At 54.9% G+C, this 25,019-nt stretch carries 17 protein-coding genes and 3 pseudogenes; 7 read left to right on the top strand and 13 right to left on the bottom strand.

Features of this window, described 5'->3' with window-relative positions; translation table 11 throughout:
* Window positions 1-145: 145 nt before the first annotated feature.
* Complete coding sequence (gene cobN / locus IKP20_06190; GenBank protein ID MBR4504543.1) at window positions 146-3,811, top strand: cobaltochelatase subunit CobN; 3,666 nt, start codon at window positions 146-148, stop codon at window positions 3,809-3,811.
* A 4-nt stretch (window positions 3,812-3,815) separates the two neighbouring features.
* A complete protein-coding gene (gene cobN / locus IKP20_06195) occupies window positions 3,816-7,499 on the top strand; it encodes a cobaltochelatase subunit CobN (protein MBR4504544.1) in 3,684 nt (1,227 codons plus the stop codon).
* Between the two features lie 63 nt (window positions 7,500-7,562).
* Here the strand turns inward: cobN (IKP20_06195) and IKP20_06200 are convergent.
* From IKP20_06200 to xseA, 4 genes and pseudogenes are all read right to left on the bottom strand, one after another.
* Window positions 7,563-8,099: pseudogene (locus IKP20_06200) on the bottom strand (nitroreductase family protein).
* A 33-nt stretch (window positions 8,100-8,132) separates the two neighbouring features.
* Window positions 8,133-8,306 (bottom strand): annotated as a pseudogene (locus IKP20_06205) (4Fe-4S dicluster domain-containing protein).
* The gene (locus tag IKP20_06210) at window positions 8,303-8,554 is read right to left on the bottom strand and encodes an exodeoxyribonuclease VII small subunit (GenBank protein ID MBR4504545.1); all 252 of its coding nucleotides are present in this window, start codon (window positions 8,552-8,554) and stop codon (window positions 8,303-8,305) included. The pseudogene IKP20_06205 and the gene IKP20_06210 overlap by 4 nt, the downstream one beginning before the upstream one ends.
* Window positions 8,551-10,083 (bottom strand): exodeoxyribonuclease VII large subunit, encoded by a 1,533-nt coding sequence (gene xseA, locus IKP20_06215; GenBank protein MBR4504546.1) that lies wholly within the window; start codon window positions 10,081-10,083, stop codon window positions 8,551-8,553. The genes IKP20_06210 and xseA overlap by 4 nt, the downstream gene beginning before the upstream one ends.
* Before the next feature lie 84 nt (window positions 10,084-10,167).
* On the opposite strand from xseA, the gene IKP20_06220 reads away from it, so the two are divergent.
* Window positions 10,168-10,608 carry a PaaI family thioesterase gene (locus IKP20_06220; protein MBR4504547.1) on the top strand — a complete coding sequence of 147 codons (441 nt, stop codon included), beginning with the start codon at window positions 10,168-10,170 and terminating at the stop codon, window positions 10,606-10,608.
* 31 nt (window positions 10,609-10,639) lie between these two features.
* Here the strand turns inward: IKP20_06220 and IKP20_06225 are convergent, their stop codons facing one another.
* The 6 genes from IKP20_06225 to IKP20_06250 form a co-directional block, all read right to left on the bottom strand.
* Window positions 10,640-11,197 (bottom strand): hypothetical protein, encoded by a 558-nt coding sequence (locus IKP20_06225; GenBank protein ID MBR4504548.1) that lies wholly within the window; start codon window positions 11,195-11,197, stop codon window positions 10,640-10,642.
* 100 nt (window positions 11,198-11,297) lie between these two features.
* Window positions 11,298-11,648, bottom strand: a complete 351-nt coding sequence (locus tag IKP20_06230) for a hypothetical protein (protein ID MBR4504549.1) — start codon at window positions 11,646-11,648, stop codon at window positions 11,298-11,300.
* Between the two features lie 5 nt (window positions 11,649-11,653).
* A complete protein-coding gene (locus tag IKP20_06235) occupies window positions 11,654-14,212 on the bottom strand; it encodes an HAD-IC family P-type ATPase (GenBank protein MBR4504550.1) in 2,559 nt (852 codons plus the stop codon).
* A 74-nt stretch (window positions 14,213-14,286) separates the two neighbouring features.
* Complete coding sequence (locus IKP20_06240) at window positions 14,287-17,205, bottom strand: UvrD-helicase domain-containing protein (protein ID MBR4504551.1); 2,919 nt, start codon at window positions 17,203-17,205, stop codon at window positions 14,287-14,289.
* Window positions 17,202-19,268: a PD-(D/E)XK nuclease family protein gene (locus IKP20_06245; protein ID MBR4504552.1), complete on the bottom strand. Its 2,067-nt coding sequence runs from the start codon at window positions 19,266-19,268 to the stop codon at window positions 17,202-17,204. The genes IKP20_06240 and IKP20_06245 overlap by 4 nt, the downstream gene beginning before the upstream one ends.
* A gap of 63 nt (window positions 19,269-19,331) precedes the next feature.
* On the bottom strand, window positions 19,332-19,847 hold the full coding sequence (locus IKP20_06250; GenBank protein ID MBR4504553.1) for a hypothetical protein: 516 nt from the start codon (window positions 19,845-19,847) through the stop codon (window positions 19,332-19,334).
* Between IKP20_06250 and IKP20_06255 the strand changes: the two genes are divergently transcribed.
* A complete protein-coding gene (locus IKP20_06255) occupies window positions 19,846-20,514 on the top strand; it encodes a hypothetical protein (GenBank protein MBR4504554.1) in 669 nt (222 codons plus the stop codon). The two genes, IKP20_06250 and IKP20_06255, sit on opposite strands and share 2 nt — an antisense overlap.
* A gap of 538 nt (window positions 20,515-21,052) precedes the next feature.
* On the opposite strand, the gene IKP20_06260 is transcribed toward IKP20_06255, so the two are convergent.
* Window positions 21,053-21,670, bottom strand: a complete 618-nt coding sequence (locus tag IKP20_06260; GenBank protein MBR4504555.1) for a 3'-5' exonuclease — start codon at window positions 21,668-21,670, stop codon at window positions 21,053-21,055.
* Window positions 21,671-22,138: 468 nt separating this feature from the next.
* Here IKP20_06260 and sfsA point away from each other — a divergent pair.
* A pseudogene (gene sfsA / locus IKP20_06265) lies at window positions 22,139-22,810 on the top strand (DNA/RNA nuclease SfsA).
* A 12-nt stretch (window positions 22,811-22,822) separates the two neighbouring features.
* Here sfsA and IKP20_06270 read toward each other — a convergent pair.
* Window positions 22,823-23,758 carry a hypothetical protein gene (locus tag IKP20_06270; GenBank protein MBR4504556.1) on the bottom strand — a complete coding sequence of 312 codons (936 nt, stop codon included), beginning with the start codon at window positions 23,756-23,758 and terminating at the stop codon, window positions 22,823-22,825.
* A 28-nt stretch (window positions 23,759-23,786) separates the two neighbouring features.
* Window positions 23,787-24,161: a helix-turn-helix transcriptional regulator gene (locus IKP20_06275; protein MBR4504557.1), complete on the bottom strand. Its 375-nt coding sequence runs from the start codon at window positions 24,159-24,161 to the stop codon at window positions 23,787-23,789.
* A gap of 124 nt (window positions 24,162-24,285) precedes the next feature.
* Here IKP20_06275 and IKP20_06280 point away from each other — a divergent pair, with 124 nt between their 5' ends.
* A complete protein-coding gene (locus IKP20_06280) occupies window positions 24,286-24,690 on the top strand; it encodes a hypothetical protein (GenBank protein MBR4504558.1) in 405 nt (134 codons plus the stop codon).
* Complete coding sequence (locus IKP20_06285) at window positions 24,687-24,962, top strand: DUF1294 domain-containing protein (protein MBR4504559.1); 276 nt, start codon at window positions 24,687-24,689, stop codon at window positions 24,960-24,962. Before IKP20_06280 ends, IKP20_06285 begins: the two co-directional genes overlap by 4 nt.
* The last annotated feature ends 57 nt before the right edge of the window (window positions 24,963-25,019 follow it).

The following is a 25,019-nucleotide window of genomic DNA, read 5'->3' on the forward strand; positions in this document are numbered from 1 at the left end:
ATGTCGACGAACGGAAAAACTGCGTTTCTGCGGCTCAAACGATCCCCCTTAAACGTTGGATATAATCTCCGATATAATATAAAGGTCGTCCACAATCCAAGGCTGAGCGCATCCCATCCAAGATGGGGCGGAGCGGAGGATTCAGATGAAAGCGGTATTCCTTTCCATTCAGTCGATGGACGCATCCATTTTCCCGGATTTGGCTGCGGACATCAGAGAATCTGGCATAGACGTATGGGCCAGCGGATACAACCATGATGCCGTGGAATCGGATCCTCTGACATACCACAGGCTTGTGGAAGACACTGTCGAAGCCGACATCGTTTTCATAAGGTGCATGGCTGACCCGTCTAAATTCTCAAGGTTCCCCGAGTATGAGAAAACTCTGAGAAAATGCGAAGGTTTGGTCCTTTTCCATTCTAAAAACCCGGAAGTTCGCCTGATGTACCGGGACCTTTTCGCCGGGGACGACAAGGATTTCATCTCTATGTCCCGGTATGCAGACCTCAAGGGCAAGGAAAACGATCGCGCCCTTCTCCTGTACGCTTACCGGATGATGACCGGGGATGAGATAGATGTGCCTGAGCCAATTGTGAACAGAGCCGACGGCATATATCATGCTGGATTCCCCAAGGACATAACGAAAGAGGAATACCTCGGATCGCTGAAGGAAGGGCCCGTCGCGGGGATTCTTTTCCCTTCGAATCTATGGCTCTACGGGAACCTGAGCCACGTGGACGCTCTCGTCGATGGGTTGGAATCCCGTGGCATGGGCGCCATCCCGGTATTCTACACGCCTTCCGCCGGATCGGTCTCCGAGAACAGGCCTGCTGCGGATGTGGCAGAAGAATACTTCGTAGTGAACGGCAGACCGCTGATCGACGTGCTGCTCGTGTGCTCTCCGTTCTCGCAGCTGATGCCATCCGCGGCCTCGGCTGATGTCCCCCCTGACAAGAATTTCTTCGGAAAATTGCTGGGAGTGCCGGCGATCCAGGTGATGACATACTCCGGCTCTTTCCCCGACTACGAGATAACAGCCGACGGCCCCGTCAAAGGCGACCTGAAAGCGATGGTATGCTGGCCAGAATTGGACGGCCAGATCATCGGCGTCCCATACGCGGAAACAAAATCCGGCGTGAAGAAAGCGGATCCGATTCCGGATAGAGTTGAACACATCTGCAGATTGGCATGCAATTGGGCCCAATTGGGCAGGAAAAAAGCTGCCGACAGAAAGGTGGCGATTATCATGTACCAAGTCAGCCCCGGGTCCGAACGCATAGGAAACGCCGGGCCTTTGGATGCGCCGGCCAGCGTCGTGTCTCTGCTGAAGGCGATGAGGGATGCGGGATATTCCCTGGGCGAAGTGCCGGAGGACTCCAGAGAGCTCATGGACAGGATTCTCGCCGGGATCACATACGATTTCGGAAATAGGAGTGACCAAGAGATAGCTGAGAAGGCCCCTGCGGCCATATCCGAAAAGGAATACGCCAGCTGGTACGGGGAGATCCCTGCGTTCGACAGAGATAGGATGGAGGATCGCTGGGGGAAAGCCCCGGGATGCGTCGCATCGGCCAAAGGGAAGATGATAGTTCCCGGATTCGTATGCGGAAATGCGATAGTGACCTTGCAGCCTCCAAGAGGATGGGGCCAAGGAGCCGATGAGCTGTGCCACGATCCGGTCCTCCCTCCTCACCATCAGTACTTGGCGTTCTACAGATGGCTGAACAGATCCTTCGGAGCGGATGCCGTGATACACATGGGGACGCATGGCACCTTGGAATGGCTCCCGGGAAGGGCGTCTGCGCTCTCCGGGAAATGCTATCCGGATGTCATCCTGGATTCCATCCCGAATATCTACCCGTATATGATCGACGACCCGGGCGAAGGGCTGCAGGCGAAGAGACGCTCCGAAGCGGTTCTGGTGGGGCATCTCAACGCCACGATGGCCAGAGCCGGGCTGCATGACGGGATGCTCAGGTTGGATTCCCTTATCCAGGAGTACGTGTCGATGGGCGTCGGGACGGCTCCCAGAAAGAACGCCGTTCTCGAAGAGATTCTGGAGGCGGCCCGCGAAGAGAATCTGCTGGAAGATCTGGGACTAGATGAGAACGCGAGCATCGACGATCTGAGGGAGAAGATCTGGAAGCTCCACGAACTGATAGACGAGGCCAAGGACGCTCTGATCAGAGACGGATTGCATGTGCTGGGCAAAGTTCCCGAAGGCAATCTGATGACCGAATTCATCTACTCCATGACGAGGATGGCCAACGGAAGCGCCCCTTCGCTGAGGGAATCGGTTGCTGATTCGATGGGCGAAAGAGGAAAGGATCTGGATGCCGCCGACGCTGCCACGATGGAGCTCATAGAAAGCATCCGCCTCTCCGGTTTCGATCCTGACGAAGCGGAAAGGATCTGCAGGGAGAAATTCCCGAACTGCACTGATGGGCTTGTCGTCTCGGCAAGGTTCGTCTGCGACAGGCTGCATCCGGCTTTGGAAGGCACCGCCGGCGAGATAACTTCGGTCATGGACGCCCTGGCAGGAGGATACGTCTATCCTGGCCCCTCGGGAGCGCCCACGCGCGGCAACGCCCATATACTTCCGACAGGAAGGAACTATTACGGCCTCGACCCCGACACGATCCCCACCCGCTCGGCGTGGGAGGTCGGAAAGAACATGGCAGACCAGATGATCTCCCGCTACATCGACGACAGAGGGGAATTCCCCAGGGAGATCGGATTCATCATATGGGCCACAGACACATTCAAAAGCGGCGGCGATGACGTTGCGTATATACTCTGGCTGATGGGAATCAGACCTATCTGGTCTCCCGACGGCCCGTCGGTAACCGGCCTCGAAGTCATCCCGCTTGAAGAGCTTGGGCGCCCCAGAGTCGACGTCTCGGTCCGCATCACCGGATTGTTCAGGGATGCGTTCCCGAATCTGATAGACCTTCTGGACGATGCCGCGAAGATGGCCATGGCTTTGGACGAGACCGATGAGGACAACGCCATCGCGGCCAATCTGAGGAAAGATCTGGTGGAAAGCATAAGCCAAGGGATACCGGAGGATGAAGCACGCATGCGCGCGTCCGTGAGGATATTCGGCTGCCCTCCCGGAGCATACGGACCGGGAGTCAACCACCTGATAGAATCGAGCAGATGGCAGACCATGAAGGATCTGGCTGATTCCTATGTGGCATGGGGAAGCTACGCCTACGGCAAGGGAGTCTTCGGGAGGCAGATGAAAGACGAATTCGTAAGGCGGTTCTCCAAAGTCGGGGCTACAGTCAAGAACATGCCAGACAGAGAGATAGACCTGATAGACATCGATGACGTCTACGGATATCTGGGCGGATTGAACGCGTTCGTGAAGGCTTACGGCGGCGATTCCGTATCATACATGGGCGACAGCTCCGACCCGAACAAGACCAAGCTCCGCAGCCTCGGCGAGGAGATGAAGTTCGTCTTCCGCAGCAAGCTTCTGAACCCGAAATACATCGAAGGCATGAAAAGGCATGGATACAGGGGAGCGGCCGAGATGGTGAACGTCATCGAGCACTCCTTCGGGATGGACGCGACCTCGGATGTCATGGACAAATGGATGTACGACGGGATAGCGGAGAAATATCTCCTCGACAAGGACGTCTGGGATTGGATGGAGAAGGAGAACCCATATGCAGCCGCGGAGATACTGGACCGTCTGGGCGAGGCGATATCGCGCGGCATGTGGGAAGCCGACGACGATATGAAAGAGAAACTGGAGAGGCTCTCGGAGATGGCGGAAGAGAGGCTCGAAGACCTTACGGATTGATACCATGAAGATAGTGAGCATTTCCATAGGAGCCAATCATGGGCACGATTTCGATGGCGCCGCGATCAGGCTGCGCGAAGAAGGATACGATGTCGAGGTCGTGGGAGCAGATTCCTGCGACATGGATGCGGACGTATTGTTCAGCAGGAAAATACTCGGCGATGTTCGCGAAAGCGGCATGGTCTTCATCAGGGTCCACGGGGACGTCACTTATTTCAAAAAATTCCCGGTGCTGGAGAAGGAGCTGACCAAAAACGGAATCTGCGCGTTTCTGGTCTGCGACAGCGAAGGGCGCGTTACCAACGAATACCGCCGCCTATTCACCGGCTCGGACGATGATTTCGCGCTTCTGATAAGGTACGTTGTCCCAGGGGGAGAAAACAATTACAGGGCCGCTCTTCTTTGGGCTCTGAACAAGTTCGGAGGAGCGGATGCGGCGCTTCCGGAGCCCGAGATCCCGCCTGCCCAAGGCGCATACCTCCCTGAGAGGCATTACATCCCGATAGACGAGGCGATCGCATCTTTGGACGGCTCCAAACCTAAGATATGCGTCTTCTTCCACCAAAGATTCTGGGTCTCGAACAATTGCGGCGGCCCCGACGGAATGATAAAGGCGCTCAGGGAACGCGGCGCTGATGCCATCGGGATCTTCACGGGAACCTATCCGGACGATGACATCGGAGCGATGGGAATAGGCGCCCTGATTGACAGATATCTGATAAAAGACGGGAAGCCGGCCGTCGATTGCGCGATACAGACCATGGGTTTCTCGCAGACACTGAGGCCGAAGGCGGACGCTTTCGAGCAGAAGTGCGACGACAACATGTTCGAGAGGCTTGGCATTCCGATCATCCAGGCGACCCATCTGTATGGCACAGAGGAGAAGTGGAGATCAAGCCCCTATGGGTTCACCAGCTCTGAGATCGCCGGGAACGTCGTAAGCACGGAATACGACGGCCAGATCATCTCGGTGCCTATCGCGGGCTATGAGGTTGAGGAAGACGGCAGCCGCAGATACCATCCCATTGAAGAGAGATGCAGCATGGTCGCCGACATGGCTTATCTGTGGGCTCAGCTGGGCAGAAAAAACAATTCCGAGAAGAAAGTGGCGATTCTGCTTTACATGTATCCTCCGCGGAACGACCTTGCCGGCGGAGCCTCCGGATTGGACACCTTAGAAAGCGTGGCTGAGCTTCTGAAGTCCCTGTCTGCCGCTGGCTATTATCTCGACTGGATACCGGAGAACGGCAGGGAATTGACCGACCGTCTCATATCCGGGATAACCAACGATACATCATGGCTGTCCGATGAGGAGATCGAATCCAGATCTGCCGACAGGATCCCGGCATCCGATTATGAGAGATGGCTTTCGAGAGAGCCGGATTCCATAAGGGAGAAGCTTGAGAGCTCTTGGGGAAAGGCCCCCGGAGACGTGCATACGATCGGCGACGAAATGCTGATACCAGGATTCATAGACGGGAACGTCTTCGTAGGATTCCAGCCGGACCGCGGTAAATGCGATTCTGAAAGCTATCACGATCCAGACTCCGCTCCGCCCCACCAATATCTGGGATTCTACAGATGGCTCAGACATACGTTCGGGGCGGATGCGGTCATACACGTCGGCACCCACGGAACCCAGGAATGGCTCCCGGGAAAGAGCGTGGGGCTGTCACGCGAATGCTTCCCCGACGCGGTGCTCGAAGCCCTCCCAGACATCTATCCGTACATCATCGACAACCCCGGAGAAGGGATGCAGGCCAAGCGCAGAGGGTATGCGGCGGTAGTCACGCACATGATACCTGCGATGACCAGGGCCGAGGAATACGATGAGATAGCCGAGCTGGAATCCGTCCTTCAGCTGAGGATGAAGGCGACCGCCACCGACATGTCTGAGAGCGTGAAAGAGACTGATGCCAAGATCGCCGAGATCGTCAGGAAGCTGTCTCTGAATTCCGATCTCAACCTCCCTGACGATCCAGACGAGATCGGCAGGAAAGCCGGGGACATCTACGATTATGTCGTGGAGATCAAGGACGCCCTCATTGCGGACGGGCTCCACATCCTGGGCAAAGCTCCGGAAGGAGAGCTCCTCGAAGAATCGGTTTACAGCATGGTCAGGAACGCGAACGGCGGCGTTCCCTCGATCAGGAACGCCATGGCGCACGATATGGGCTACGAATTCCAGGCCCTCCTCCAGAACCCCTCTGGAATCACAGACGGCCGGCTGAACGGAGAGATAGTCGACGAAATAGACGCGAGATGCCGTTCCGCAATCGGGGATATCGTCGGCGGCAAGCCTTGCGATTTGGGAGAGGCATCTTCCGAAACGGCCGAGTTCGTGCGCGGGTTCATCATCCCCGCGATCAAAGATACCAAGGATGAGATCCGCAGCATATTGGATGCGCTGGAGGGCAGATACGTCCGTCCCGGGCCTTCCGGATGCCCAACGCGCGGAAGGGCCAGAATCCTTCCGTCCGGCCGCAATTTCTATTCCATCGATCCGGATGGGATCCCTTGGAGCTCCAGCTGGGAGATAGGGCGCAGGATGGCCGATCAGATGGCCGAGAAATACGTGGAATCCAACGGCGCCTATCCCAGATCGGTGGGGGTCGTCGTATGGGCCACCGACACCATGCGCACCGGGGGCGACGACATATCCTATGTGCTCTGGCTGATGGGTCTGCGCCCGGTATGGTCCGAATACGGAGGGCGCGTCATGGGATTGGAAGTTGTACCCCTGGAGGAATTGGGGCGCCCCAGAGTGGACGTGACCCTGAGGATCAGCGGCCTGTTCCGCGATGCGTTCCCGAACCTCGTCGCGATGATAGACGAGGGTGCCAGAACCATAGCCAACCTCGACGAGTCCGACGAGGAGAACGCCATGGCGGCCAACCTGAGGAAGGACGTCCTCGAGGCGGTGCTCTCGGGCATCCCGGAAGATGAGGCCAGAAGAGACGCTCAGATACGCGTGTTCGGAGACGCTCCCGGGCAATACGGATGCGGGGTCAACACTCTGATCACCAACGGAAAATGGAAGACCGCCGAAGACCTCGGCGAATCGTACATCGCCCACGGATGCTACGGATATGGGAAAGGCTACGACGGAAAAGCGATGGCGAAGCAGTTCAGGAAAAGGATGGGGTCGCTGGACGTGGCGGTCAAGAACCATAACAACAGAGAGAACGACCTCTTCGACATGGACGATGACTACGATTTCCTGGGCGGGATGATCGCAGCCGTCAAAGCCTCCGGAGGAAGCGCGGAAGCGTTCATGGGTGATTCCTCGGACACTGAGAACCTGAAAGCCCGCACACTGAAGGAGGAATGCGCTTTCGTCTTCCGCAGCAAGATAAACAATCCGAAATGGCTGAACGGGCTGAAAAGACATGGGTTCAAAGGCGCGCTGGAGATTTCCCAGCTCTTCGACTACGTGATGGGATGGAGCGCCACATCGGACGTCATAGAAGGCTGGATGTACGAATCGCTGGCCGAAAAATACGTTCTCGACAAGGAGACCAGGGAATGGATCCTCAAAGAGAACCCGTACGCGATGATTAACATGCTCAACCGCTTGGAAGAGGCCGTATACAGAAAGCTCTGGGATGCCGACGACGAAATGAAAGAGAAGTTGGATGCCCTCAGCGGCGAGGTCGAGGGCATAATGGAAGAGCTCACCGATCCCTGATCGATAGCGATGGACAGCGCGATGTCTGCGGGGGACCGTGCGCCTGAATGATATCCTAGGCTTTCCGATTGCGAAAGCCGCGTTCATGCGCATATCCCTCGGAATATCAGGGAAGAAAGACATCAGAGCGCCATGATCGGTCTGGTCTGCCAGCTGGATCCATCTGGAGTAGAAACCCCCGTATCCCATTGCGTAAGCCATCGCCTCGATTCTGCCCATAGCTATGGCGGCATCGATGTCTACGGCAGAGAATACGAGTATGATCTCCCTGCTCTCCCATGTGAACGGGTTGTTCCTGCCGGCCATGCCCTCGTCCACGTATTCGCAGAACTGGTCTATGCGTGGGTGGAATCCTTTTCTGACCTCAAGAATAGCCCTGATATGGCGCATGAAATCGTCGAAGCGCCTGTTTATCACGGCTATCTCCACGGATTGGGAATTCTCCGCCGTGGGAGCGTGGGCCGCCACTGAAAGGATGGCATCCATGTCATCATCAGGAACCGGGCCTTCTCTGAACCATCTGCAGGAGCGGCGTCTCTCGATGAAATCCCTCATCTGCGATGGAGAGATCACCGACTCCTTCGGATCGTACTCGCGCATATCCCCGCCGGATCTGAGAGATATGGCGCCTTTGGGGCAAACGGATGCGCAATGCCCGCATTCGAAGCATTCGTAGGGTCCGCCGTTGCTTTCCTCCGCTTTGCCGCAGGAAACCTTTATGTTCCCTCTTATGCAGACGGAAGCGCAAAGGCCGCAGCCTATGCATCCGCTCCGATCGATCAGAATATGCTGCGAATGCTGGGTCATTCGAAATCCGTCTCGGTTATGCCACCGGAGGTCTCGAGTATCTTCTTGATCCTTCTTTGCCCGTCGTCAAGGACCGACTTGCAATGGTTCCTGAGTATCACCGCTCTCTCGTAGATCTCAAGGCTCTCGTCCAAGTCGGTGCCGCCAGTCTCGAGCTTCTCCACCAGCTTCTCCAGCTGCGAGATGCTCTCTTCGAAAGACATCTTCCCGACTTCTTCTGCATACTTCTCGCTTTCTTCGCCGTTCATTCTTTCAGCTCCTTGCTTTTGATCTCGGCTTTGGCCGTCCCGTCCCTCATGCGTATTCCGATCGTGCCGCTGTCAGGCATCGATGCCAATGAGGTTATTACGCTGCCATCGTCCGATGTGATGAGCCCGTATCCCCTCCCGAGGATGTTTAGGGGGTTGAGGCCCTCGAGATTCCTGGACAGAGCGTCGACGTACGATGTCGCTCTGCCAACTATGTTGTTCATGGCCGCATCGGGCCTGCTTCCGATCGCCGAGAAACGCAGCCCGCACGATTTAGAATTCTCGGATGCGATAGACGATATCTTAGAGAACGCGGATTCCACCCTGAGCTCTTTGATCCTCATATCCGATCTGATTTTCTCCGGCGATATTCTGGATTCCGCCACCAGCAGGCGCGCGGATGCGGCGTCTGAGGCTGAGGATAGCGCCCTCGCAGCCCTGAGAGACAGCTCTTCCAATCTAACAGATTTATGCTCCAATGAATCGGCGGAACGGCCTATCGAAGCACGGTTCATGAGCCTCTCCAAGCGCAGCTCCCCTTGGGCGATAACGTTCTGCATAGATCTGTCGGCCCGACCGGCCAAATCGTCGAGATTCATGACTCTCATGTACATGTCGTCGAGAGCATGCTCCGGCGATAGCTTCGCGGAAAGGATCTCGAAACGGCTCGCCATCATGTTGTGGGCGGTCTCCAGCGATCTCCCAGCGCGGGACATCAGCGAATCGACGTCTGAAGCTGTCTCGGACCTGTCCCTCAGAATCAGGGCGGCAGCTCCTGTCGGCGTGGGAGCGCGAAGGTCGGAGACGAAATCCGATATCGTGAAATCCGTTTCGTGGCCTACCGCCGAGACAACAGGAATCTTGGATGCGACGATTGCCCTCGCTACTATCTCTTCGTTGAAGCACCAAAGATCTTCCAGCGATCCCCCGCCTCTGGCGACGATTATCACGTCCACTCCGTAGCGGTTGAGAAGCTCTATCCCTGCCACTATAGTCTTCGCTGCCCCATCCCCTTGGACCTGCGAAGGCGCGAGATAGATGTCCGCCGGGAATCTGGATGCTGATGTGGTGATTATGTCATGGATGACGGCGCCGCTCTGAGAAGTTACGACACCGATCCTGCGCGGATACTTCGGCAGAGGGCGCTTGCGGGATTCGTCGAACAGCCCCTCGGCCTTCAGCCTCTCCTTGAGCTCCTCGAATTTGATGTACAGTTCCCCGACGCCCGAATGCCTCATGGTCGAAACCATGAACTGGTATTTTCCGGTCTGGCTGTACAGATCTGCGCTTCCGAAAGCCTCGATTTTGTCCCCGTCTTTGGGCTCGAACGACATGTTCTTTCTGTTGCCGGCGAAAAGAACCGCGGAAACCGAGCTTTTATCGTCCTTGATCGTGAAATAATAATGTCCAGAAGCGTACTTCTTGAGGCCGGAAATCTCTCCGGAAACCCACAGATCGTTGACGCTGCCGTGCTTCATTAGCGTCTTTACGCGGTTGTTCAGCTGTGTGACGCTGATCGTCTCGGACATCGAAAGGCTATCGCATCATGATTTTTAATGTTTCGAGAGCAATTTCCGCGAACATTTTAATTAATCCGCCCAAATCGGGTCTCCATGGACAGGGAAGAGCTTTTGACTAAGCTGTCGGAAGACACCAAACAATACGCGGACAGGGTGATGGACATGTATGGCGCCCCATTCGCCCGCGAGATGGGGGTCGAAATCGTCTCCGTCAGCTTGGACAGAATCGTATGCGAGATGGAGCTGAGACCCGAAATGATGAACAGCATGGGCAGAGGCCACGGAGCGGCCATATATGCGCTGATCGATCACGCCTTCGCCATAGCCAGCAATCTGATGTACGACGCGACCGGCCAAAGCACGGAAGTCAAATTCTACAGGCCTGCGTCAGGGAAGCTCACCGCCGTGGCGATTCCCATCAACAGGTCCCGCTCCTTCGGAATCTTCGACGTCCGCGCGTTCTCCGAAGAAGGGAAGCTGATCGCCTCTGCCACCTGCACATCATTCCGCATAGAGAGGCGATCGTCCCGATAAAAAATGGGTTCCCGGGATCCCGAAAGATCCCTTATGCCCAAGGGTTGGTGCTCTCCGGCGGGCGGATTCCTACGAGGATGTATTGCTCCCAGAGATACCATTTGCCGTCTTTGGCCAGCCTGAGCATTATCTTCCTGGGGCTGTCGGCGCCGCCGGACCTCAGAACCACGTATGCATAGCCTTCATTGTCATATGTGTAAGGATCCTCGCTGACGCTTACAGTGAAGGGCTCGCTGGGAACGTAATCGTTTTCAGGCACGGCGCCCTTGAAATAGGACCTCGGAACGTAATCCTGATCCATGAAGCGGTCCTTTATGAACTGCTTCTCGGTGGGGGTCATTTCGCGCGGTCCCTTCAAATACTGGATCATGGACAGGCACAGATCCTTGTCCTGAGGATAGAAGCAGAAGGCGAGAACGGTCATAGCCGCCGCATCGAACGGGTTCGACAATGAAGCCTGCGGAAGGGCCTTGAACTCCTCCAGAGTATCCGGAAGCTTGCTGAAAACTACGTCAACGGTTTTGTTCGAGCTTTTCTGAGGTTGCTTCAGATTCTCGGCGCTTTTCTTGATGTTATCGAATAAGCCCATAGAATTACCGCAATCGAATGTGTATTTTCGCTTAAATATATTCGTGGAGAATGCCGCAAACCGCCCCGATGATGCCCTGAGCCCTTTTGGGGAGCTCGTCCTAGCAGTCTATGCTGCGGCTTGTCCCCCCTATGCTGAAATTAACGCATTCTCTGGGCGCATCCAGCGCAAAAAGATCGGTGCGCTTCAGCTCCCCCAATTCGGCTATCCCGCAGGTTCCGTATATCTCGCATATCCTTCTGACCGCTTCCTCGGGGACTTCCTTCTTCCCTTCCTTGGGCTCGTCACCCATAAAGCGGATGATGGAATACTCAAGAATAGGAGCCTTGCCTTTATCTCTTGTCAGAGAGACGAAATCCCTTCCGCCGTCCATCCCTCCGCCGGAGAAATAATCGCAATAGAAATCCTCGCTGTAGTCGATCGCTTTTTTCCTTCCGAACAGCAAACCCATACGAATCACCGGATTGAGGATCGTTCCTCTTTGACATCCCCTTTAGCGTATTCCTTCTCAAGCTTTTTCATGTATTTCGATTCGAACCAGGAAGCGATTCCGCTGAGGAACCCGTGCTTGAGAAGCGTCCTCTCGACGATGAACCAGACCACCACCGCCGCTCCCAGGATCGCATAGACCTTCGGCTCGAATACAGCGAAATTCACGATGTTTATCATGACCCATGGGAAGAACGCGAACCCCGCGGTCAGCAGAAGCGCGATCAGACCCAGGATTACCCATGGCACCAAACTCTTGTTCGTTTTGCCGTCAATCGACATGAATTTGCAGTACGGACTCACCATCATTATCTGCCCGAGGCCAGCCAGAGTCACGAACAGAACCAGATTGGATCTGGCGCAGATCTCCTCGACTCCGAAGCCTGACCAGGAGAGATGCTCGATCACAGCCTCCGCAGTATCGAATCCGCCGACTGAAGCCATCCATTCGAAGTCTGGAACCAGCAATCCTCTGCCGACAGCTATCCAGGTTGCGGCATAGACGAGCAATCCGAACGAGACGATGATTATCGACGATGGCACCGCGAATTTGAGAACGCCCGGCAGAATCAGATTCCTGTTCACTTCGGGCTTGGAGAAGAGGGTCATGAAGAACGCCAGAATCGCCACTGAGATGAACGCGTAGAAAGTGTTCTGGATGAGCTTCATCGGTATGGACCCGATCGCCAGATAGATGATGAAAATCATCAGCGCGAGAGCGAAATTCCTCGTCAGGTAAAGCTTCAATATGTCCCTCATGCCGGAGACCGTCTTGCGGCCTTCCACCAGAGCCTTTGGAAGGGCAGAGAAATCGTCTCCCAAAAGGATCATGTCGGATACGCCTTTGGCGGCGTTGGATCCGCTCTCCAAAGACACCCCGACCTGAGCGGATTTGATGGACCTGACGTCGTTGACGCCATCGCCGATCATGGCGACATAGCGGCCGTTGCGTTTCAGAGAGCTTATGACGTATTCCTTGTCATCGGGCTTCATCCTCCCGAAGATGTTGGACTCGAGAATGGCTTTGTCCCTCTCGGATTCAGGCATCGCATCGAGCTCCGCGCCGGTGATGAGCTTTCTGGTGCCAGGAATGTCGGCGAGAGAGAACATTGCATCCACGGTCGCAGGATCATCCCCGGATATCACCTTCAGGTCCATCCCGTTGTCCAGGAACACTTGAATGGTCTCTCTGCAATTGGATCTTATCTCATCCCTGATGGAAACCATCATGACCGGCCTCAGATCGGGAATCCTGGGCTCCTCTCCCTCGGACAAGGTGCCGTCGCCTTCGCAGAGAACCACGGTGCGCAGACCTCTCTTGGATTCCTCCGAAATGATCTGCGAGATAGATTCCGCTTCGGAGCAATGCGGGCCGATGACGTTCCAGGCCCCCATATAAAGGGAATGCTCTTTGCCGCCGTCTGAGATCTTAACGGCGCTGAACTTCCTTTTGGATGTGAACTGTATCTCTTCCAGGAGCTCGCATGGAGTCTCGCCGTATTTCTCAAGGAGCACACCCACAGTCTTGTTCTTGCTTCCGGTGGCGGTGGCGAACATTGATGCGAGACGGTCCGCCTCGGATTCTTCCATGAAATAACGTGCGGATTCGAACCTCAGCTTGTTGGTGGTTATCGTTCCGGTCTTGTCCATGCAGACCGTATCTACGTGGCTCAGGGATTCCACTGAATTGGAGCTCTGGAGAAGCACGCCGGAATCGGCCATCCTGACCGCTGCCACCATGTAAGTGAGCGTTATTAGCAGGAAAAGTGCGATTGGAACCACGTCAAGGCAGATAGCGAAGACCTCCAAGGTATGCTCCCAGGAATTATATCTTATGAGAAACTCACAGACAAGAGATATCAGTATCAGCACCATGGCTATCCCCATGAGGATGCTGGTGATCGAAGAAGTCTCCATCTGGAGGGGAGTCTTTTTCGAGGTCATCTTGCGTGCGCTTCTCAGTATTTCTGAGGCATAGGAATCATACCCGAAAGCGGTGACCCTGTAATATCCTTCACCGGCGATGCAGACGGATCCCGAATAGATCTTGTCGCCCGGCTCCTTCCTGACGGTGCTGGATTCGCCTGTCAGAAGCGATTCATCGATTTCCAGCGACGAACATTCCAAGACTTCGCCATCCACCAAAGCCTGCTCGCCTGCGCGAAGCACAATCACATCGTTGCGTACGATCTCTGACTGCTGTATCTCCGTCTCCTCGCCGTCGCGGACCGCTATGGCTTTCGGGCGCGTGAGAAGTGCGATCTTGTCCAGCCTGCGCTTAGCACGCATCTCTTGGACGGTGGATATGAGAATGTTGACCGCGATGATTCCTGTGGCGGCGACGGCATTCAGCAGGTTGCCTAGAAAAAGAAACAATGCGCCGATAACGAAGAGGATGATGTTGTATGGCGTGAGCGTATTCTTGGCGAGAATATCCGCGTAGGTTCTGCCAGTCTTCTCCTCTACGTTATTCACGTGGCCGTCTCTGATCTCCTGGCGGACCTCCTCCGATGTGAGGCCTCTCATAGCCACGCATCCGCTTATCCCATTTAATACTGCTTGATTTCCCTTCAAGTCAGAAATAACATCCGATGGCGCCGTCAAAGTTCGATGCTCTCATCGCCGGAGCTTATGGATGCCCTCGACCTCACCCGCTCCTCTATGACATCCAAAGGCAGCGGATCGAATCTGACTGCGCGGCCCTGGGATACGTAATCTATCTGGCAGACCGCCTTCCTCCCGTAGAATCCGGATGCCGCATGGGCATAGACCGAAAGCTGGATTTTGTATTCGTCCTCGAAACGGTCGGCCTCATCGGTTTTGTAGTCGTGGATCTCGACCCTGTCCGGGAAAATGGCTATCAGATCGATGATGCCTCTGACCGTAACTCCTATGTCATTGAAGGGAAGGCCGCATTCCATCTCGGCATAGCTCAGATCGGCTCCCTCTATGGAATCCAGAACCTTCCTGATCTCTTTGTGCTCCGGCAGATCGCGGTCCAGAGGGATCCCCCTGAACATGCGCTCAGCATCCTCATGGACGTCGGTCCCGTATTGCATGCCTTTGCCGCAGAATTCATCGCATTCCTCCGAGACCTCCTGGCCCTCATCGATCTTCAGATCCATGATGTCATGTACCCCGAATCTGCGCCTTCTTGGGCGATAGCCGGATACCAAAGGCCTTTCAGCCTTCGGCGCTTCCAAGGAATGCTCCGGAGCCTCTGCGTCGCAAGCCGAGCCGTATTTGTCATCGGACAGATCTTTCATGAATTGCGAGGGTTTGCCGGCGATGAAGCTCACATACTGCTTCGCTCTGGACACTGCCACGAACATTATGCGCCTCTCCTCGCTGAAATCCTTCTCGACGGCGGACACGGCCAGAGCGGTCCTCCACGACCTGCAGACTTTCGAATAATCCCCGAAGCGCCCTATGACGTCCGCGCATCTGATGCCGGTCAGCTCATCGTATAGGATGCGCCCTCTTGAGCGGACGATCGGCGGCGTTATCCCGGAATCCATGTACGGTATGATGACAGCCGGAAACTCCAGGCCCTTGGACTTGTGCATGGTCATTATGGTCACGGCATCGCGGTCTATCGAAGCCTCGACAGTATATGTCGTATGGTTCGCGATGTCGTCCTCGATCAGCATCGCCAGATCTGAGAGAGTCATCAGAGAGCCTCTATGGACGGAAGACAGCGTAGTGATGATCGCGTGCGTGATGTCGTTGTCCAGACCGTAGAACGAATACAGGTGCGTGAGAAGGTCGGTGACTCTGCGCCTCTTTCTGTACAGCTCTTTGCGCTGTGCATCGATCTCCGGCGGGATGAACTCCTTGTAGCCAGACTTCACGCGCCTGATCTCCACCAATGGGTAGCCGATGTCAGCCATGATGACTGGATACCCGGCATCGTCCCGCTCATTGTTGACGTAGCGGAGCCATGCGAGCGCAAGCTTTCCCTCGCGGGTGGACATTATCTCGACATCGCCCTGGAGGAAAGCTGGGATTCCCTCCCTTTCCGCCGCTTCCATGACGAGGCGGCAGACCTTCGTGGTCCTGCATATTATGGCGATGTCCTTGAACTTCATCGGACGTCTGGACCCGCGGTCGCACACTTCGTAATTTCCTGACCACATGTATTCGCGGACGCATCTGATCGCCTCGTCGGCCTCATCCTCTTTGCTGGCCCTGAGATATCTGACCGATGTCAGGCTTTCATCCAGATCATCCCTGCCTTGCCTCAGGCGGACGACGTCCCTGTTGAGCTGCTCCTCATCTATGCTCCCGTCCTTCTCTGACCCCTTTATTTTGAGGCACTGGAAGGATTCGTCGATTATCTTCTGCGACGATCTGTAGTTGATATCCAGAGGTATCTTGGCGACCTCCGGGATGCTGAACGCCACCCTCTTGAAGTCATCGTTGAGGAACCGCCTGAACCTGACCGCCCTGGCCTCGAAATCGGTGATGTTATCGATGGAAACATACCTGAAACCGTAGATGCCCTGCTTCCAGTCTCCTACCGCGCAGAGGTTGGGCTCCGAGAGGACCATCAGCGCGATCATGAGCTGGCTGGCGTTGGTGTCCTGGAACTCGTCTATCATCAGATACCTTTGCCTGAATTCTTCCCTGACACTCTCGCTGTCGTACAGCAGTATGAAAGCGAACATCGCGGTGAGCCCGAAATTGAGGCGGTTGTCGGAGATGCTCCTTCTGATGTACGCGAAATAGATGTCATGGATGTATCTCAGAAGTTCCCCGCGGTCCTCGCGCGCTATGGACTCCAGCAATTCTTCGGACAGCTGGGGCAATCCATCATCGGCGGGAAGATCCGGACCGTAATCGCCGGCATCCAGACCGAACAGCTTATCGGCGATTTCGGACCTGGTTGTTTTGCGCCCGGGTTTGACAACGTTCTTATTGCGGAGCATCTCCATCAGCTTCTCGGAATCCCCGAGGAGCTCCTTCTCCGGATCGATGCCGAACCATCCGTTCTTGAGCGGAATGATCCCTTTGGTCATCAGCCTTCTGAGAAGGTCGTCCACATCATCTGGATACTGGGAAAGGATCACCGCAGAGTCGCCGTAGTCCTCGCCCCTGTCCGCGTTGAAACCGTCGAAGAACAGCTTGAAATATTTCCTGCTGAGAGACTCGTTCTCTTCCATCGTGACTGCGCGCGACAGAGCCTCTTTGATCCCGAAGAAATCGCTGACTTCCTCGCCGTATTCGCTCACGATCATCAGGCAGAAGGCATCGAACGTCATCGCCCTGACGTCCCTGTTCAGGTCCGGCCTGCCTATCTCGGTCAGCTTGCGTTTTATGCGCTCTTCCATCTCGGAAGTGGCCGCTCTGGTGAACGTCATCAGAAGGACATCAGACGGGCTCACGCCTTCTTTGGTGACTATGTTCACGTACCTCTGGACGATGGTATGCGTTTTCCCTGTGCCGGGACCGGCATCCACCACCACCATGCCTTCCGTGAGTTCGGCGATTCTCTTCTGGGTGTCGTTGAGCTCGCTCATCCTACCGTCTCCTCGCCGGCATCGGTTTTGTCCGCGGTGCATACGGAAAGATACCTGCAATCCTCGCATCTCACCTTAGGTCTGGCAGGGAAGCTGCTGCACGCGTATTCCATCGCCTCCTTGTGCATCTGCTCGAGCATGTCTATGAATTCGTTGCGCGCGTCCAGAGAGATCTCGACCGTGTCGTCATTGGAGAGCATGCCCTCCGATACCGCTTTGGCAATCTTCCTGAGGGCGGCCGCGGCCTTTCCGGCGTTCGTATCGGTTCTCTTCAGACCTGCTGCCTCCAACACGGCAGAGACCATCGAAGGATTGCTGTCCCATTCGCTGGGCTTGAGCCCGCTCGAATTTTCCGCCACCGCCGCAAGGACTTCGTCAGCGTTCTCCCTGAACTCTTTGGCCAGCTTCTCTTCCATCTGCCTCCTAAGAAGCACATCGCCCCTGATTATCTCCTCCAGGCGCTCTTCCATCAGGCGAACCGTCCTGACGTTCCTGTTTATGTCGTATCCTTCGCCCATGGATTCCCAATCGTTCTCCATGGCGTAGAAGAGCTCCAGATCCTTCTTCCCGATGCTCTCCGCTGCGAGGACTGAGTACATAATAGGCTGGAACTCCGGATATCTGGAAGGGTTGTCCGCGCTCATCCCTTTGCGTATGTCATCTCCCGTCTTGGCTTTCCCCGTCTTGAAATCCATCACCACGCCCGACGCTACCGCATCGAATTTCCCGTACATGGGATGGTCCCTGGAGACGGCGCCGACCTCGCTCACGCTGCTCCATCTGTCCAGACCGTAGCGCTGGAAGAATCTGTTGGGATGGTCCTCGTCGGCAGGCCGGTCCAGTGGCGCCGTCCCGATGTTCCTGCTGTCGATGTATCTCGCCACGTTGCGCATGGCGCATGCTATCCTGTCGCGGTCTATCTTCTCCATGAGCGGAGTCGAAAGTCCGGAATAGCGGCCGGAGACGATGTCGACCAGCTTGTCGAATCCTTCTTCCCTGACTATTTCCGGATAGCAGATGTACAGCTGGGCAAATTCATGCACCAGATTCCCGAAATCCGCCGCGTCGGTCTCGGAAGACGATATTATTCTGCTGAAGAAATACATCCTCGGGCACGAGAAATAGCTATTGAAAGCGGATTTGGAGAATGCTCCGATGATGGTCTCCGCGTCCTCCAGACGTTCTTCTCCAAGATACTGGCGGACCTCTTCCCGCTCGGAATGCCACCTGCCTTTCACTATGCTCCCGGATATGTCCGCGAAGGAATCGGCCGGCCTGCCGAGTATGGCGTCGAAAGTGAGCGCTGGACGGGCCCGCCTGCCGTATTTCGTGGCGTTGACCATATAGACGCGCCTCTCCCCCTGCTGGAGCAGCGCGGTCAGGCGCATGGCGTTCTTCTCCGCCTCCGCCTCCGAATCCGCGTATCTCATCCCGGCCACCGAGATGTCCCAGGTCATATCCATATCCAGGAAGAAGATAAGCGACCTGTCCACGAACACGGAATTCTTGCAGTCCGCTATCAGCACTCCCGACTTCTCTTCCAATGGAACCTCTTCGTTGTGCCTCAGGTCTGGGAGATTGTCGACCGCATATCTCAGCTCCCCTACCAGCTCCCCGGTTATCCTCTTATCCGACAGCCCAAGATCCTCCAGGACTATGCCCACCTGGATTTTGGCGCGCCTGTCGCACAGCCTCTCCCTCATCTCGCCGAAAGTCATGGAGCGCGCGTCCCTCATGAGATCGATGAGCTCCGCCCCCCTTTCCCTAGAATCGGCAGATTCCAGCTTAGACAGCAGATACCAGTCGAGACCCGGAAGGAAAAACCCGTTGTAGTTCGAATAAAGCTCTCTGACATCTCTGACATGGAGGATATCGTAGCTGAGAGACAGCGTCACGAACTGGAGGTAATCGCGGATCTGCGCCAGATCCCTGACGCCCAATCTGTTGTGGAATGGTATTCCCTTCGAGTAAAGAGCTGATCTTACGGAATCGGTGATTGGCGATGATGCGTCCAAGACCACGGCGCAATCGTCCGCGTTGTTTCCGTCGATCAGATCGACCATGTTCGCGGCGATCTCCCTGTCGTTGCCGACCTCGCGGATCTCCTCTATCTCGAATTCCCCGTCCTAGAATATGTCCACGAACCTGCAGTCGTACGGTATGAAATGTTTGTCCAGATCGTCGAAGAATTCTGTCCCTATGACAGCTATCTCTCCCCGCTGCTCCGTGAAGAAAGCGCTTTTTTCCGGGTCGAAAGAGGACATCGCCCTCTCGATCGTGGGAAGGCTCTCGAACGAATCCAGCACCCTTCTGGAAACTTTGGTCGCCATGTATTTCCTGACGTCGGCGGTGTACTTCCTGATCTGACGTATGTTCTGGACCTCACCATGGACGGTGCGGAAATCGTATCCGGTATCGTCGCAGATCGCTCTGACCAAAGCCATATCGCTCAGGATGGGCTTGCCAAGTGTCTCCATAGAACATAATCTGGCGATGCCGCGCGGAGTGGTCGCGAACGTCCCGATCATCGGCCGGTCCACCCTCGCGTTGAGCGCGGTCATGAGCGCGACATCGTTGGTTATGACCAGAGTGCAATCCGACACCTCCGAATAGATCTCGTCTATCGTCTTCATGCGGTCCATGGGACAGGTAATCGCCTGCGGATATAGGAAACTGACCATAATACTCGCATCAAAAACAATCAAAAGGATATCCGATGACGCCATGGCCTGTATCATGGGCGACATTTACGTTGTTGAGACAGCTGACAGCGACCCCAGAGGGATCCCTTGGGGAAAAGTCCTCCAAATCTCTATCTGCAGGGTGGAGGAGGAAGGCGGATTCTACGATACCGCTTATTCCGCGGCCATACAAGCCGATCCCCTCGACCTCGGGAAGGATTCGCTCGATTACATCTCGGAACGCTACGGGATAAACGCCGAATCGCTTTACATAGGGATCGAAGAGCGTGAAGCCGTTGCTCGCGTGAGAAACGTCCTGGTCGGGAGGGAATGCGTTTCCTTCGATGTCGGGGAGGTCTTCGGCCGCTACCTCAGCTTCGAGCCTTGGGACCTCACCAGGGAAGTGACGCTTCTGCCCTCGATATCCCGGTTCGTCCCCGCCCAGGCTAAGCCCCTTCCCGATGAGAAGGCGGATCCTTTGGAGACCGCATACAAGAAAATATGCCCGGATGATCCGGCCGGGACCGAAGGGAAAAAAGGCGCGGCGGAAAGGGCCCAAATGACTGCGTCGATACTTTCCGCCCTTATGGAAGCTGGGATGTTCCGATCGGAATATCTTGATCGCTGAGGTTGAGATTATGGTGGCGAAAATGTTCCCGATATACATCAGACCGTAGATTATGGCTACCGGTATCGCCAAAATGATGTTGAGAATCGGCAATTTCGACGTTATTATCAGGACGAACAGCGCGAAGATCAGCAACCCGACTATGAGCAGGAAATAACCGCTGCGCGACGTATGGTCCTTGTAGATCAGCCCCAGTCCAAGCAATCCGAACAGACCCGGGATGATTGCGAGTATTGCCGCCAACGTCCCATCCGGGCTCTTCTTGCCTGCGCTGCCGCCGCCGGTATTGCCGCCGGTACCGCCGCTGCTCTTCTTGCCGGAGACCTCTGGCTCGGCCGGGATTTTCTTGTAACATTTCGGGCAGGTCAGAGAATTGGTGGGCACCAGCTCCCCGCAATATGGGCAATACCTGTCAGCCATGCTATCACATCCGATTCCCGCATGCTGGATGCGGACGATATCGATATGGAGGATACGACTTAAAAATATCTGAACCGCGCTGCCGCATCGGCTTGGGAGATGGGCTTCCAAGCACAATTCAGGGGCGGTAATCCCCGTCGGCGAACATCTTCACCATCAGCCAGGAAGCGGCGCGGGCGTCGGAAAGCGCCCTGTGGTCCTGCTTCCCTTCGATTCCCGCGGGATCGCCTTCGGTTATGGTCCCGTATGCGTAATCCAGCTTCGGATACTGGTATCCGCCGCCGCTGAATTTGCTGGGAATCTTGCACACCTCGGCCGCCGCCTTCATGATATCGGCGCACTCGTTGAACCAGCCTCTCATCCCCCATGGCTCCTGATACAGGAATTTGCCTAAGTCGTACTGCTTGTTGTACGTGGTGACGTCCTTGCCTTTGAGGATGCGCCTGACCTCGTCTATGACTTGTAGCGCTGGTTTCTTCGCGAACGCTATGTCCTCTATGGTCAGATCCGAATTGCTGAATATCCAGGCGCCGGTGAGATAATCATCCCACTCTTCGACGTCATATCCGAGAACTGACGAATAGCAATCCTCCACTGTCCCCCTTCTCAAGCTCACTTTGCATATGCCAACATCCAATACCAGATCTTTTGGAGCGCCTTCCAAGCCGGTGGTCTCCGTATCCAAAACGTAGATCACATCCGGAGGAATGCTGTCGAGAGTGAAATAGGGGCTCATGGTAGCCATAATAGGGTATGATGTATATCCACATTAGCGAAGGCAAAGGTGAAATCTGATGGAATGATATTTTTTCCGCCTGGGTAAAACGGAATTGGAACCCATCCGCTGTGTTTCAATCGCATCGTCTCAACGGTCAAGAATATGTTTCTAATATGATGGCAACCACAGACGAGGTCTGGGGGATATTCTACGGTAACTGATGGATAAAGGAATCATAATATCCATAGTTGACATCGAATGTTAAGCGTCATAATACTCTTTTATACCGAGGGTGAAACATCTCTTATGAAAGAAATCGAGAAAACGCAGAATCTTAGAGATGATATGCATATCCGAAAGATTGGAAACGTTTTAACCTCCGATCACCATCTGCCCGATGCGAATATACGTGAATACCGGGAGTTTTTTCTGGCGAATGATTCCCTGCAGTATGTCCGACACAGTCCGTCATAAAAGTGGGAGCAAATGCACTACGGCCGCATAATCACAGGCATCTTCAGAAACAGGCCCAACCGGTTCATAGCGATCTGCGAGATAGATGGCAAGGTCGAGAAATGCCATGTCAAGAACACCGGCAGATGCAAAGAGATCCTAGTAGAGGGGACCACCGTCATTTTGGAAAAGTCGGCGAACGCATCCAGGAAGACAGCGTACGATTTGGTCGCGGCATACAAAGGGGACCTGCTCATAAACATCGACTCGCAAGCCCCGAACAAAGTCTTCCAGGAATTCATCCGCCCATCAGGATTGTTCGGCGAGAACCCGAAAATATTCCCGGAACGCTTCCGCGGGGATTCGAGGTTCGATTTCTACGTTGAATCCGGAGGCAGAAAAATCTTCGTCGAAGTGAAAGGAGTTACGCTGGAGAACGATGGCGTCTGCATGTTCCCGGACGCTCCCACGGAAAGGGGCGTAAAACATCTGAGAGGCCTCAGAAAATGCGTCGAGGATGGGTACGAAGCATATCTTGTGCTTGTAGTACAGATGGGCGGGATGAAGGAATTCGTCCCCAACTACGCAACCCACAGGGAATTCGGGGAGGAGATGGAAAAGGCTGAGAGAAGCGGCGTAAAAGTATTGGTGTGCGGATGCGACGTCGGCGAGGACAGCATATCCATCGCCGGCGCCGGCATCCCCCACAGTTATTCGTCACGAATCCAGAGCCTCTCTGATGCGTCTCTGGGTCTCCTCGGCGGGACAGGTGGTATTCACCATCAGGACTGTGCAATGCGACAGATATCTTCTGAAGAACTCGGTGCGCATCTTCACCCTCCTCGGATCCCTGACAAGCTGATGCGGGTTGCAGAAATCGTTGGACGACAGATAATCCAGGGCTTCCCCCACCCCCATTTTCCTTATGATGGTCGGATCGCTGGCATCTCTCTTGAGAAGGAGGACATATCTCATGGATGTCCTGTCGATGACCGATCCTTCCCCGGCAACCCACCTGACGTTTCCGATTCCGCGGCCTTTGTTGTCGAACTCGACGCAGCTGACTAGCGGCTTGTACTCCTCCCAGACGTCTCCGATGTCGGCGTCGATGTAGCAATTCTTCTCGGATCCGGTTGCCGTGGGACGCCCGCTGCCGAACTCCACGAAATACCAGTCGTCGGTGATGAGGTAGGTGTTCTCCTTCCTCAGAAGCCCCCATGACTGTGTGGTCTTTCCCGTTTTGGATGGGGCTATTAGCGTCACGCCGACCCCGTCGATATCGAGGGCAGCCCCGTGGACGGCGAATATGCCCTGCTCCTCCAGGATGTTCCCGGCCAAACCGAGCGCGATGCTCTTGACCCATCCATAATAGTCGAAATTGAAGAGGAAAGCGACGGAGTTCACGTAATCGTATTCGACATGGAGATCCGTCTCCGGATCTGATAAGCAAAAAATTCTGGCGTGCGCGCGGACGCGGTCGGACATGTGGTAGAAATTATCCGTCCACATCTCGATGTATTTCTTATTTGGAGTGAAAAGCTCCACACAGATGCCGTTTATGTCCGCTTTTGAGCTGTAACAGTTTGTTTTCAGGGCTTTCTTGCGCAGCTCCGAAGAGCGGTCGGGATCGATGATCTTCACTACGTATGCCATTGTAACGTGCGAGAAACGCGACTTTGATTCAAATAGTCTGCCCGGAATCCTGCGGGTTTTCCGATGAATCGGGAACGATAACCTTCGCCATCTGATGCTCCACCCCCCATTTCGAAAGCTCGATCAGTATCGGCTCTATCGATTTCCCCTTCTCCGTGATGGCATATGTGACCTTCAGTTTCCCCGAGGAGGACACCAACCGCTCTATCATCCCATCGGATTCCAGTTCCTTCAACTGCTTGGACAGCATCCTGGACGTTATGCCTCCTATCATCCTCTGCAGCTCGGAGAACCTCATCGCCCCGTTTCTGGACAGCATGCACAGAATGGTTGGCTTCCATCTCCCTTCGATGACGGACATGGCGGCGTTGACCGGGCAATACTCGGGGGCCTTGTCGTTCATAGCTAAGTATCATGCATGATATTAAATAACATTTTGCGACCGATTTTATATTATTGACACAATTAGGAGATTAAGGAAGGGGTGCGCAACCGATGCGCGTCATCCTGCGCAAAGAAGGGATACGATGGTAAAGACGGCGGTATTATACGCCTCGGGTTTCACTAAGAACACCGAAAAGATAGCCAAATACATAGCCAAAAATTCTGACGGCGACAGCTACGATCTCAAAGACATCACCGAGATAGATCTCAGCATATATCAGACGGTGGTCTTCGGGACTGGGATCCACGCCGGAAAGCCCTACAAACAGGTCGTCGAATTCATCGGCAAGAACAAGGGCCAGCTCAACGGCAAGGATGTCAAACTTTTCATATGCTGCATGTACAACGGCGACAAAGGAAGCAAGCAATGCTCGGCAGTATCCAAATCGCTGGGCATACCTGATGCGGTTTTCTTCAACAAGAAAGAGCCGGAGATGAACGAAAAAGGAATGCCGAAATCGGTGGACGAATTTATTGAGAGACTATGAACCAAACTACGTTGCTGATAATCCTGGCGGTTTATGCCGTGATAAACATCGTTTCGTTTGCGATGTATGTATCGGACAAACACAAAGCCAAAACCGGGGAATGGAGAACCAAAGAATCGGTCCTGCTGGGATGGGCGCTGATCGGACCGTTCGGCGCGGCGGCGGGGATGAATGTCGCCAGGCACAAGACCAAAAAGACGAAGTTCAAGTTGGTCTACGTTTTCCTGCTGATCCATTTGGTCATCATAGCCTACCTCCTGACAAAACTCTGAGGCGAGACTCCCTGAAATCTCGCCGAAGACCTCTCTCCGGTTTCGATTCCGATTGGG

The sequence above is a fragment of the Candidatus Methanomethylophilaceae archaeon genome, assembly GCA_017524805.1.
Lineage (GTDB): Archaea > Thermoplasmatota > Thermoplasmata > Methanomassiliicoccales > Methanomethylophilaceae > Methanoprimaticola.